Origin of the sequence: Janibacter limosus NBRC 16128 (assembly GCF_001570985.1) — a bacterium.
Taxonomy (GTDB): Bacteria; Actinomycetota; Actinomycetes; order Actinomycetales; family Dermatophilaceae; genus Janibacter; species Janibacter limosus.
On sequence record NZ_BCSS01000047.1, the window covers coordinates 15,064 to 27,374 of the forward strand.

The 12,311-nt window shown below is 70.3% G+C and carries 11 protein-coding genes; 3 read left to right on the forward strand and 8 right to left on the reverse strand.

Annotation, left to right across the window (positions count from 1 at the left end):
* Nucleotide 1 precedes the first annotated feature (1 nt).
* From JLI01S_RS14440 to JLI01S_RS14455, 4 genes are all read right to left on the reverse strand, one after another.
* Complete coding sequence (locus JLI01S_RS14440) at nt 2-3,724, reverse strand: nitrate reductase subunit alpha (RefSeq protein WP_068265867.1); 3,723 nt, start codon at nt 3,722-3,724, stop codon at nt 2-4.
* On the reverse strand, nt 3,721-4,512 hold the full coding sequence (locus JLI01S_RS14445; protein WP_084349463.1) for a helix-turn-helix transcriptional regulator: 792 nt from the start codon (nt 4,510-4,512) through the stop codon (nt 3,721-3,723). Before JLI01S_RS14445 ends, JLI01S_RS14440 begins: the two co-directional genes overlap by 4 nt.
* Nucleotides 4,513-4,696: 184 nt before the next feature.
* Nucleotides 4,697-5,677, reverse strand: coding sequence for an acyl-CoA thioesterase (locus JLI01S_RS14450; RefSeq protein ID WP_068265870.1), 981 nt, complete (start codon nt 5,675-5,677; stop codon nt 4,697-4,699).
* A gap of 91 nt (nt 5,678-5,768) precedes the next feature.
* Entirely contained in the window at nt 5,769-7,886 is a 2,118-nt protein-coding gene (locus JLI01S_RS14455; RefSeq protein ID WP_068265872.1) for a RecQ family ATP-dependent DNA helicase, read from the reverse strand.
* 87 nt (nt 7,887-7,973) lie between these two features.
* Here JLI01S_RS14455 and JLI01S_RS14460 point away from each other — a divergent pair, with 87 nt between their 5' ends.
* From JLI01S_RS14460 to JLI01S_RS14470, 3 genes are read left to right on the forward strand one after another with little or no spacing between them, the layout of a single operon-like run.
* Nucleotides 7,974-8,429, forward strand: a complete 456-nt coding sequence (locus JLI01S_RS14460; RefSeq protein WP_068265874.1) for an acyl-CoA thioesterase — start codon at nt 7,974-7,976, stop codon at nt 8,427-8,429.
* The gene (locus tag JLI01S_RS14465) at nt 8,426-9,055 is read left to right on the forward strand and encodes a DUF8185 domain-containing protein (protein ID WP_068265876.1); all 630 of its coding nucleotides are present in this window, start codon (nt 8,426-8,428) and stop codon (nt 9,053-9,055) included. The genes JLI01S_RS14460 and JLI01S_RS14465 overlap by 4 nt, the downstream gene beginning before the upstream one ends.
* 42 nt (nt 9,056-9,097) lie before the next feature.
* Nucleotides 9,098-9,886 (forward strand): inositol monophosphatase family protein, encoded by a 789-nt coding sequence (locus JLI01S_RS14470; RefSeq protein WP_068265896.1) that lies wholly within the window; start codon nt 9,098-9,100, stop codon nt 9,884-9,886.
* 24 nt (nt 9,887-9,910) lie between these two features.
* Here JLI01S_RS14470 and JLI01S_RS14475 read toward each other — a convergent pair whose 3' ends face one another.
* The 4 genes from JLI01S_RS14475 to JLI01S_RS14490 all read right to left on the reverse strand — a co-directional run.
* Nucleotides 9,911-10,708 (reverse strand): glycerophosphodiester phosphodiesterase family protein, encoded by a 798-nt coding sequence (locus JLI01S_RS14475; RefSeq protein WP_068265894.1) that lies wholly within the window; start codon nt 10,706-10,708, stop codon nt 9,911-9,913.
* A 23-nt stretch (nt 10,709-10,731) separates the two neighbouring features.
* Nucleotides 10,732-11,076 carry a VOC family protein gene (locus JLI01S_RS14480; protein WP_068265878.1) on the reverse strand — a complete coding sequence of 115 codons (345 nt, stop codon included), beginning with the start codon at nt 11,074-11,076 and terminating at the stop codon, nt 10,732-10,734.
* Between the two features lie 33 nt (nt 11,077-11,109).
* Nucleotides 11,110-11,661: a dienelactone hydrolase family protein gene (locus JLI01S_RS14485; RefSeq protein ID WP_068265880.1), complete on the reverse strand. Its 552-nt coding sequence runs from the start codon at nt 11,659-11,661 to the stop codon at nt 11,110-11,112.
* Nucleotide 11,662: 1 nt separating this feature from the next.
* On the reverse strand, nt 11,663-12,311 hold a 649-nt coding region (locus JLI01S_RS14490), incomplete at its 5' end, for an alpha-amylase family glycosyl hydrolase (RefSeq protein ID WP_157074978.1).

Consider the following 12,311-nt stretch of genomic DNA (forward strand, 5'->3'; position numbering starts at 1 on the left):
GTCAGTACTCCACGTCTTGGTTGGTGCGGCGGCGGATCATCGTGACTTCGTCCCGGTTGTTGCCGGTGGGTCCGATGTAGTTGAAGAAGTAGGACAGCTGGGCGTAGCCACCGATGATGTGGCTCGGTTTGAGCAGGATGCGGGTGAGGCTGTTGTGGATGCCGCCGCGGCGCTGGTCGGTCTCGGTGAGGGGGACGTCGATCAGGCGGTCCTGCGCGTGGTGCATGAAGACCGTGCCCTCGGGCATCCGGTGGCTGACCACGGCGCGGGCAGCGACGACGCCGTTGCGGTTGACGGCCTCGATCCAGTCGTTGTCCTTGACGCCGATCTTGGCCGCGTCGAGGGTGGACATCCAGATCGTCTGCCCGCCACGACTGAGGCTCAGCATGAAGAGGTTGTCCTGGTACTCGGAGTGGATCGACCACTTGTTGTGCGGCGTCAGGTAGCGCACGCTCACGCCGAGCGCGGTCTGCTCGCCGATGGGTGTCTCACCGAAGAGGCGGGTCATGTTGAGCGGTGGTCGATAGGTCGGCAGGCCCTCACCCATGGCGAGCATCCAGTCGTGGTCGAGGAAGAACTGCTGTCGGCCGGTCAGGGTGTGGAAGGGCTTGTGCCGCTCGATGTTGATGGTGAAGGGGGCATAGCGCCGGCCCCCGGACTCACTGCCCGACCACTCCGGCGAGGTGATGACCGGCACCGGCGCCGCCTGGGTGTCGGCGAAGGTGATCAGCTTGCCCTCGTGCTCGGCGGCGAGATCGTGCAGCTGGGTGCCGGTGCGCTTCTCCAATGCCTTGAAACCCTGGGTGGCCAGGTGGCCGTTGGTCGTGCCCGACAGGTGCATGATCGCCTCGGCGACGTGGATGTCGGTGTCCAACTTGGGGCGGCCGTCACCGACCCCGCCATGGACCGTGCCATTGCGTTGGCGCAGTAGGTCGATCTCTCGCGAGGGCTCGTAGGGAACCCCCTTGGTCACCATGCCGACCGTGTCCAGCAGTGGCCCGATCGAGGTCATCTTGTCGTAGATCGCGGCATAGTCGCGGGTCACCTCGGCAAGCACCGGGAGCGTCTTGCCGGGGATGGCCTCGCACTCTCCCTTCGCCCAGTCGAGGACCCGTCCGTGGACTGTGGCCATGGCCTCCGGTGTGTCGTGCCACAACGGCTTGGCGACGACGTCGGTGCGCGTGCCGAGGTGGTCGGCGGCCAGCTCGGAGAAGCGCTTGGCGATGACCTTCCAGGTGTCCCAGTCGTTCTTGGACTGCCACGGTGGCGCGATGGCCGGGTTGAAGGAATTGATGAAGGGGTGCATGTCCGTGGTGTTGATGTCGTGCTTCTCATACCAGGTGGCGGCCGGCAGGACGACATCGGACAACAGGGTGGAGCTCGTCATGCGGAAGTCGAGGGTGATGAGCAGGTCGAGCTTGCCCTCGGGCGCCTCGTCGGCCCACACGACGTCCTGGGGACGGTGTGCCTCGTCGGCCTCGCTGGCCTTGACCGCGTTGTCGGTGCCGAGCAGGTGCCGCAGGAAGTACTCGTTGCCCTTGGCCGAGCTGCCGAAGAGGTTGGCCCGCCACAGCGACAGGATGCGCGGGTGGTTGTCCGGCGCCTCGGGGTCCTCGATCGCGAACTTCAGACTGCCGTCGACCAAGGAGCGGGCGACGTAGTCGGCGACCGGGACGCCGGCCTCCTTCGCCTCGTCGGCGACGACGAGAGAGCTGCGGTCGAACTGCGGGTAGCTCGGCGTCCAACCCAACCTGACCGACTGCGCGAGCAGGTCCATCGTCGTCCGCCCGGCAAAGGCCCCGGTGTTGCCGTTGGCCTCATCGGCGTCGAAGGTGTCGTAGCGGTACTGGCTGGTGTTGACGTACCAGTACGCCGTCTGATTCATGTGTCGCGGGGGCCGGACCCAGTCCAGGGCGAAGGCCATGTGCTGGAAGCCCATGAGCGGGCGGACCTTTTCCTGACCGACGTAGTGCGCCCAGCCTCCGCCGTTGCGGCCCTGGCAGCCGGTGATCGTCGTCAGCACAAGCATCGCCCGGTAGATCTGGTCGGAGTGGTACCAGTGGTTCGTGCCGGCGCCCATGAGGATCATGCCGCGACCGGTCGTGTCGATCGCGTTGTCCGCCCACTCGCGGGACAGCCGGATGATCTGCTCGATGGGGACACCGGTGATCTCGGCGCCCCATGCGGGTGTGGCCGGGACGCTCGCGTCCTCGTAGCCGGTGGGCCAGGCGCCCGGCAGGCCATCGCGGGCCACGCCGTAGTGGGCGAGCATGAGGTCGAGCACCGTCGTCACGAGGTGGTCGCCGACGCGACGCACCGGGACGCCACGGCGCTCCAGGCCCATCTGACCGTCGAGGTTGTCGAAGCGGGGCAGCTCGACCTCCACGGACTGCGCCTCGCCGTAGAGGCTGAGGCGTGGACGGATGTCACCGAGCTCGAGGTTCCATCGGCCCAGGCCCTCGTCGCCGAAGCGGTGACCGATCGAGCCTTGGGGGATGACGACCTCGTCGGTCACCTCGTCGATGACCGCGGTCTTCCACATGGCGTTCTCGGAGCCCTGCTCGGCGTTGTCGAAGTCGCCGGCGACGAGGAACTTCGACGGGGCGTACCCCCCTTCGCTCGTGGGCTCGAGGGTGACGAGGTAGGGCAGGTCCGTGTACTGCTGGTTGTAGCCGGTGAAGAAGTCGACCTGTTGGTCGACGAAGTACTCCTTGAGCAGGACGTGGCCCATCGCCATGGCCAGTGCGCCGTCGGTGCCGGGCGCAGCCGCCACCCACTCGTCGGCGAACTTCACGTTTTCGGCGTAGTCGGGGGCGACGGCGATGACCTTCTGCCCCCGGTAGCGGGCCTCGATCATCCAGTGGGCGTCCGGGGTGCGGGTCAGCGGGACATTGGAGCCCCACATGATGAGGTAGCCCGCGTCCCACCAGTCGCCCGACTCGGGGACATCGGTCTGGTCGCCGAACATCTGCGGCGAGGCATTGGGCAGGTCGGCGTACCAGTCGTAGAAGGAGAGCATCGGCGCCCCGATGAGCTCGTTGAAGCGGGCGCCGGAGACATAGCTGACCTGGGACATCGCGGGGATGGGGGAGAAGCCGGCGATGCGGTCGGGGCCCCAGCGCTTGATCGTGTAGACGTAGGCGGCCGAGATCATGTCGACGACCTCGTCCCAGGACGCGCGGACCAGACCGCCCTTGCCCCGGCCGCTCTTGTAGGTGCGGGTCAGCTCGGGGTCCTGCACGATCGAGCCCCACGCGACGACCGGGTCGCCGTACCGCTCCTTGGCCGCGCGGAACATCTGCAGCAGCGTGCCGCGGACGTAGGGGTAGCGCACCCGGGTGGGGGAGTAGGTGTACCAGGAGAAGGCGGCACCTCGCGGGCAGCCGCGCGGCTCGTACTCGGGCCGGTCGGCGCCGGCGCTCGGGTAGTCGGTCTGCTGGGCCTCCCAGGTGATGATCCCGTCCTTGACGTAGATCTTCCACGAGCAGGACCCGGTGCAGTTGACGCCGTGCGTGGAGCGAACGACCTTGTCGTGGCTCCAGCGGTCGCGGTAGAAGGAGTCACCACTGCGTCCACCCTCGATGAACATCGACCGCTGGTCATCGGAGATCCCCGCCTTGGTGAAGAAGCGCCGCGTGCCGACGAGTGCCTCGGACAGCGGACCGTCCAGACCTGCGGACGGGGGGAGCTCGGTGAAGGGTCCACCGGTGGGTGAGGGCGTCATGAGATGTCTCCTCGAGGGACGAAGGGGGTCCGAGTGGTGAGGTGAGCCCTGCAGAGCGTGGGCTCGACGAAGGGGGTCAGCACGAGCTCGGCATCGTGCTCACCGAGGACGTCGAGGGTGCCGCGCATGAGGCCGCGGTGGACCCCGCAGACGACTGCTGGCTGCTCGCGGGCAATCTCCAGGAAGGGGCAGTCGACGATGTCGACGTCGGCAGTGCGGCCCTCGTCGTGCGTGCGCACGACAGGCGTGTACCCCCAGGCCCGCAGGACGTCGATCATCAGAGCGACCTTGCTCAGCCAGGCGCCCGCCGTGGCGGCGGACCCGGTTGGGGGGATGCGCGCCACGAGCTCGTCGGCGCGCGAGTGCGCCCACATCGCGCCGGCCCCCTCGGGAGTCAGCGGTTGCCCGTCGGCTGATCGGGCGGTCCACGTCTCGGCCAGCAGGGCCGCGAGCGTGGCGTGGGAGTCGGACCGGAAGGTCCCGAAGGACCCGGGCGCGACCACATAGCGCTTGCTCGGTCGCCCAGCGCCCGCGGTGCGGACCGAGTGGCTGTCCACCAGACCGCTGGTCACGAGCCGGTCGAGGTGGAAGCGGACGGTCGTGGCGTGCAGACCCACCAGGTCACCGAGCTCCTGGGCGGTCAGCCCGTCGTCGCGCTGGCCCAGAGGGAGGTTGGCCAAGGTGTCGACGATGTCGCGACGCACGGCGGAGCGCAGCAGCCCGGCGCTCGTGTCAGCCGGCTCCGTGTCCTCCGAGGCGCCAACCTCGGGACCTCCCGGCGTGCTCATCACACTGTGGAGTGTGCCAGATAAAAAGGAGTGGAACGAGTGAGGGCTGCTTCACCTCAACCGATGTGAATTGCGCAACATTGCGGTGTTGATAATGCTGAGAATTCGCGGGCTTCGATCGCGGCTGGCGAGTCTGATGGGGCGACCTTCAGCGGCCCCGAGGGGCCTCGGCGTGGCCGGGTCCCTATTTAGAGGAACTGTCCCCGGGTGCGGTCCCGGCGTCCCGCTGCTTGATGCGGACCATCGCCTCTTGGGCGATCGTCGCGACAAGGGTGCCGTCCTCGGTGAAGACCTTGCCCACCATGAGTCCACGTCCCGAGCGGGTGGAGGGCGACTCCTGGTCGTAGAGCAGCCACTCGCCGGGATCGACGGGCCGGTGGAACCAGATCGTGTGGTCGATGGTCGCGGCGGTCAGACCGGGCTGCGCCCAGGTCAGCCCGTGGGCGCGCAGCATCGTGTCGATCGGGGTGTAGTCGGAGGCGAAGGCCAGGACGGCACACCGCGTCAGCTGGTCGTGGGGCAGCTGCGCGACCGTGCGGAACCACACGCGCTGGCGACCGTCGAGGTCGGGGGCGGGGACGACCATGATGTCGCCGTCGACATAGCGGTGGTCGACCGGTCGGCTCGCGATGTACTGGGCCCGCGGGTGGTCGATGCCGGCGTACTTGTCGGACACGGACCCGAGGTCCTCGGGGTAGGGAACATCCGGCATCGTCAAGTGGTGGTCGAGGCCATCGGACGGGTCCTGGAAGGACGCGGTCATCGACAGGATGGGACGTCCGTGCTGCAGGGCATGGACGCGCCGGGTCGAGAAGGAGCGGCCGTCGCGCATGCGCTCGACGGCGAAGCGGATCGGCAGGCTCGAGTCGCCCGGTCGCATGAAATAGGCGTGCAGCGAGTGGGGCATGCGGTGCGGCATCTCCGGCAGGATCGTGCGCCCGGCCGCGACGAGTGCCTGCGCGAGGACCTGCCCGCCGAAGACGCGGCCGTGCGGCATGGCGATGCTCTCGCCCTCGAAGACGTCCGCGGCGCTCGCGCCGAGTTCGCCGACGCCCTCGGGCCCCTCGACCCGGATGGTCGCGTGCCCGACGTCCTCGAGGTCCAGCGTGGCCAGGGCGGTGCTGAGCGCGATGCGCTGTGCCTGCTCGATCGACTCGGCGGTCATGGGGCTCCTCGTGTCGTGGTCAACGACGTGACTCTAGGCGAGAGGCGGGTGTGGTCGTGAGATCAGTCTCACCGACTGGTGGGTGCGTGCCTCAGCCGTCGAGCCCCAGGACGAAGGGCAGGACCTCCTCGACGCCGGCCCGCCTCAGGGCGCGGGCAGCCACGGTGAGGGTCCACCGGGAGTGGGCGATGTCGTCGACGAGGAGGACCGGTCCGCGGACATCACCCAGGGTCGCGGCGAGCTCTGGACCGACGACGAGGCGCTCCCACACCCCCGAGAGGCGGTAGGCGGAGTTGCCGCCCGGCTCGCCGATCGGGCCGCCGTCGACGAGGTCGAGCGACCCCAGGACCGGCAGGCGCCCGATCTGGCCCAGCTGCTCGGCGAGCGAGGCGACCAGCGTCGGACGGGAGCGCGCGGGGACCGTGACGATGCCGACCGGCCGCGTCTGCCAGCCCCACTCGGCGAGCACGCGCACGCACGCCCGGATCGTGGACTCCGGGACCGGCTGGTCCTCGGCGAGGAGCTCGCGGACGCGGGGACCCCAGCCGAGGTCGGTGAGGCGGGCGAGTCCTCGTCCCTGCGACATGGTTTCCCCTGCGGGGATCTTGCCCTTGACGTCGACGCCCAGCCGGCCCATGCCGGTGGGGTACTGGGCGCGAGGATCGAGGTCGACGCCTGCCCGGTCGAGGGTGGATCGGGCCGAGCCCAGGGCGCCGTCGGGGACGTCCGCGTCGATCCAGGGGCCGGCGCACCGGTCGCACCGACCGCAGTCGTGCGCGGTCGGGTCGTCGAGGGTGCGCTGGAGGAAGGCCATCCGGCACCCGTCGGTGGTGATGTAGTCGAGCATGTGCTGCTGCTCGGCCTCGCGGGCCGCGGCCACGCGCTCGTAGCGCTCGGCGTCATAGACCCACGGCTGGCCGGTGCTGATCCAACCGCCGCTCACGCGCTGGACCGCGCCGTCGACGTCGAGCACCTTGAGCAGGAGCTCCAGGCGCGTGCGTCGGATGTCGACGATCGTCTCCAGCGCCGCGGTCGAGAGCGCGCGGCCCGCCTCGGCGAGCGCGGTGAGGACCGCCGCGGCCTGGTCCTCGCGGGGCATCGAGGCCGACGCGAAGTGCTTCCAGATCGAGACATCGTCGTGCCCGGGCAGCAGGACGACATCGGCTCGCTCGGTGGCGCGACCGGCTCGACCCACCTGCTGGTAGTACGCGACGGGAGAGGACGGTGCCCCGAGGTGCACGACGAAGCCGAGGTCCGGCTTGTCGAAGCCCATGCCGAGCGCGCTCGTCGCGATGAGGGCCTTGACCTTGTTGTGGCGCAGGGCCTCCTCCATCGCGGCGCGCTCCTCGGTGTCGGAGCGCCCGGTGTAGGCGGCCACCTCGTAGCCCGCCGACTGCAGGGCCGCGGCCACGTCCTCGGCGCCGCTGACGGTCAGGGTGTAGACGATGCCGCTGCCCTCGAGCTGTCCGAGATGCGTAGCCAGCCAGGCCAGGTGGCGGTCCATGCCGGCTCGGGGGAGCACCCCGAGCCGCAGGCTGTCGCGGGCCAGCTGACCGCGCACGGTGAGCACCTCGTCCTGCGTGCCGGCGGCCAGCTGCTCCTCGACATCACGCACCACGCGCTCGTTGGCCGTCGCTGTCGTCGCGAGCACCGGTGTCCCCTGCGGCAGCTCGCCGAGCAGGTCCTTGATCCGGCGGTAGTCGGGACGGAAGTCGTGACCCCAGTCGCTGACGCAGTGCGCCTCGTCGACGACGAGCAGACCGCAACGACGGGTGAGGTCGGGCAGCTGCTCGGCGCGAAAGCGTGGGTTGTTGAGGCGCTCGGGGCTGACCAGCAGCACGTCGACCTCGTCGCGCGCGAGCCGGCCCCGGACGTCGTCCCACTCCTGCGCGTTGGCGGAGTTCATCGACACGGCTCGCACCCCAGCCCGCTCGGCCGCCGCGATCTGGTCGCGCATGAGCGCCAGCAGGGGAGAGACGATGAGGGAGGGGCCGGCCCCCTTCGCCCGCTGCAGCTGGGAGGCGACGAAGTAGACCGCCGACTTGCCCCACCCGGTGCGCTGGACGACGAGGACGCGCCGACCGTGACCGACGAGCGCCTCGATGGCCTCGAGCTGCCCATCGCGGAAGGTGACGTCGTCGCGCCCGACGAGTCGTCGGAGCACCGCCGTCGCGTCATCGGTCAGGGCCGTGGGGGGAGAGGTGCTCATGCGTTCCACCGTAGGCGAGGGGTGCGACGGCCCACAGTCGTCACGAGGATTGGGGATGGAAGTGATCCGCGGTGGGAGGATGTGGACATGACGAGCGAGACCCCTTCCGACCCCAGGTTCACGACGGAGGTCGTCCTGCGCTGGGGCGACATGGACGCCTACGGCCACGTCAACAACGTGCAGTACCACCGACTGCTCGAGGAGGCGCGGATCCGCGCCTTTGGTGAGTGGTTCCGCGCCAGCGGCGGCGACTCGATGCTCCGCTCGGGAGTGCTGCTCGCCCGGCAGGAGATCGAGTTCCTCGAGCAGCTCACCTACCGCCCTGAGCCGGTCTCCATCGACATGTGGGTGACCCACCTCGGCGGTGCGAGCTGGGAGATGGGCTACGAGATCCGTGACGAGGACGCCCTCTATGCGCGCGCCGAGTCGACCATGGTGGCCTTCGACATGGCCGCCCAGCGTCCGCGCTCGCTCAGCGGGGACGAGCGCGCCGCGCTCACCGCGCTGCTCGGTGCCCCCGTCGCCATGCGGCGCCGGCGATGAGCACCCTGCGCCTCGCCGACACGGAGAGCGCCGCGGACCTCGCCACCTATCTGACCCGCGCCAAGCGACTTGATGATGCCGGTGATGTCCGTCTGCAGGCCATCGGCACCGTGCTCGCGGCCTGGACCTGCGTGGTCCCCGGTCGGGGGCTCGGCAGCAGCGGCCTCGTCCTGGGGCTGCGGACCTTCGCCCTCGCCGAGGCCGCGCACCTCGACACGACTGTCCCGATCTCGGCGATCACGGACAGGCTCGCCCGCGGTGGCACCGACATCGAGGAGCCACCGGTGACCTCGCAGCCCACGTGGCGCGCCCTCAGCCCGCCCCGCTCCGGATGGGAGCCGGTGGGCCGGGTCGCCGCCGCCGACCTTGCCGAGGTCGCCCGGGTCGGCATCGCGGAGGTTGCCCAAGGAGCCCCTGAGGGGTCGGGAGCGGCCGCCGTCGCGGACCTGCGCTCGCGGGTGTGGGGACGCATGACGCAGACGATCCCGCCGGTCCCTGCGGGGACGGCCTTCGGGCTGCACGCCCTCGGTTTCCTGCGCCCCGGCACTGCCGCGCAGGCAACGGTCCACACGATCGGTCCGTGGACCCGGGTGGCGACCGAGGGTGGCTTCGTCCTGGCGCGATGACCCCCCTTCGTCGCGGTCGGCGACACCCATAGTGTGGTGCTCGTGGACGATCACCTCACCGACCTGCCCACCGACATCGACGACGCGACACTGGCCCTCGAGCTGACCCGGCGGGCGGCTGAGCTGGCCACCCGGATGCGGGCAGAGGGGATCTCCGGGGAGTCCAAGACCTCCATCTCCGACGTCGTAACCGCCGCCGACCACGCCGCCGAGGACCTCGTCGCAGGGACTCTGGCCCGGTTGCGGCCTGACGACGGCATCGTCGGTGAGGAAGGCGCCGAGGCACGCTCCCGATCGGGTCGGACCTGGGTCATCGACCCGGTCGACGGGACCTACAACTTCCTCTCCGGGCTCGGCACGTGGTGCAGCGCGCTGGCCCTGCGCGATGGCGAGGGCCTGGTCCTCGGCGCGGTGCACCAGCCGGCGGTCGACGAGGCATGGGTGGGCGGGCGAGGCCTGCCCACGAGCCTCAACGGCCAGCCGCTCGAGGAGCTCGCCGACCTTCCGCTGGACGAGGTGGCGATGGCCACCTATCTCCACCCCGGTGTCCTGCACGTGGACACGCTGCGCGAGCCCTGGCTCAGGGCGATCTCCGGGGCGGCGACGGTGCGCATGTTCGGCTCCGGCTCGTGCGACCTGGCGGCCGTCGCCGGTGGCCGCATCGGCGTGTGGGCCCAGCAGTCGGTTCCGGAGTGGGACTGGCTGCCCGGCGCGGCCCTCGTCACCGCTGCCGGTGGTCGGGCCGAGCAGATCGAGGCGTACGGCCACGTCTGGAGCGTGGCAGGGCGTCCGACCGCGGTCGAGCGGGTCATCGCGGCGCTGCGAGGCTGAATCCGCAGCCGGTCTCGACCCACCTCAGGGTCGAAGGGGGTGACCCCGTTCCGCGAGCACGTCCCGCAGGGTGTCGATCCGGTCGGTGACGATGCCGTCGACCCCGAGGTCGAGCAGCCGGTGCATCTCCGGTGCGTCGTCGATGGTCCACACGTGGACGTGCTTGCCCAGACGGTGGGCGGCGTCGACGAGGCGGCGGGTGACGAGGGTGACGGGCACCGGGCCGACCTGCTGCTGGATCGGGATCTGCAGAGCCTGCGACGGGGAACGCAGCAGCCGGTGCAGCACGCTCGGGAGGAGGCGCGTCGCCGCGACGTCACGCGGACCGGCGGAGGTCGCCAGGTCCGGTCCCAGTGCCTGACGCACCGCGCGCAGACGGGCGTCGCTGAAGGAGCCGATGCACACGCGGTCGATGGCGCGGTGTCGGCGGATCGATTGGACGAGTGGCTCGATGGCGCCGGGGGACTTGATGTCGATGTTGAAGCGCGCGTCGGGGAAGGTCTCGAAGAGCTCGTCCATGAGCGGCACCGCGTCGAGCCCGTGGATACGGGCTGCTGCGACCGCCTCCCATGGCAGGTCGGCGATCGTCCCCCGTGCGTCCGTGACGCGGTCGAGCACGTCGTCGTGGAAGGCGATCAGGCGTCCGTCGGAGGTCGCGTGCACGTCGGTCTCGAGGTAGCGATAGCCCATGTCGACGGCCTGCTGGAAGGCAGCGACCGTGTTTTCGCGCCCGACATTGGGCTCATAGGTCGACCCGCCCCGGTGGGCGAGCGCGATCGGGGTGGTGTCGGCGAAGTAGGCGAATTCCGCGGCGGCTCTCACGGGCACCAACCTAGGCGACATCCTCAGTGCTGCGCGATGCAGAACTCGTTGCCGTCGGGGTCAGCGAGCGTCACCCAGTGGAAGCCGTCCATCTCGTGGTTGGCGACGTGACGTGCCCCGGCGGCCAGCAGCAGCTGGGTGGCACCGTCGAGGTCCGTGGTGCCCAGGTCGAGGTGCAGCCGGTTCTTGCCCGGGGTCGGGTCCTCGACCCTCTGGAAGGCGAGCATCGGCCCCGCGGGTAGCTCGACGACCACGAACCAGCCGTCGTTGTCCTGGGTGATGGTGCCGTCAGTCTGCTGCGCCCACCAAGCGGCGAGAGCGGTGGCATCGGTCGTGTCGGTCGTGATCATGCCGAGTGTCAGGGTCATGTACCGACGGTAGGGCCGGCCCCCGACAGTGGGTCAGCGCAGGAAGGCGTCGATCCGCTCGACCGTCGCCGTGGTGACTGCAGCGTCGTACCCCGGGAGGTCGGGGTCGGTGAAGAGGTGCCCACGGCCGGGCGTGACGTGGTCCTCGAAGGGAGCCCCGCTCGCCTCCACCGCCGCGCCCAGAGCCGTCACGTCAGGCGGCGCGATCCACGGGTCGTCCTCGTGACGATGCACCTGGACGGGCACCCCGGACCACTCGTGCCGCGGTGCCGCGACCGAGTGCAGCAGGATCGCTGCGCCGGCTCGCGGTCGTCGTGCGGCCAGCCGCTGCGCGAAGAAGGCGCCGAGGGAGAAGCCGGCGAGCACGGTCTCCGGTGGCATGGTCGCCACGAGCTCGCGCACGGTCTCGAAGTACTCAGGGTGGGCGTCGCGGTGGGCGATGCCCTCGCGCTCGACCTCGAAGACGTGGCCCTCGTAGAAGTCGGGGACCTCCACCTCGTGCCCACGCTCGCGCAGCAGCTCGGCGAAGGAGTGGATGCCGGGCCGCAGGCCGAGCGCTGAGTGGAGCAGCAGGATCGTCGCCATGTCAGTCGACCTGTGCCCACACGCAGGTGTCGGGAGGGACCTGTCCGTCGACGAGTTCACCTGATGCGACGAGCACGTGTGCACCCTTGGGCAGTGCCACCGGCGCCGCCGACAGGTTGGCCACCACCAGGGTCTGTGTGCCGTCGGGAGCCGTCGCGAGATACCGGAGCACGTCATCGCCCACGTCCTCGACCTCGGCCAGGGCGGCGAGGCCGAGCCGGCGCTGACGCCGCAGGGTCAGCAGGGTGCGGTAGAGCTCGAGGGTCGAGCCCTCCACCCCGGTCTGCACGTCGACCGCGAGGTCGGCGTACGACGGCGGCTGGGGCAGCCACGCGGCACCGGTGTCGTTGAAGCCGAGGGAGGGACCCCCCTTCGTCCAGGCCATGGGCACGCGACAGCCGTCGCGACCGAGTTCGTCGCCGCTGGTCCGCGCGAAGGTCGGGTCCTGACGTGCCTCGTCCGGCAGGCTGGTGTGCTCGGGCAGGCCGAGCTCTTCGCCCTGGTAGACGTAGGCACCGCCGGGCAGCGCAAGCATGAGCGCAGTGGCGGCGCGGGCGCGTCGCAGGCCGAGCTCGGCGTCGGGCTGGGGGCCGTCGGCGCCGATGCCGTTGGGGCGCGGCGCCGCGACGGGCAGGCCGAAGCGGCTCGCG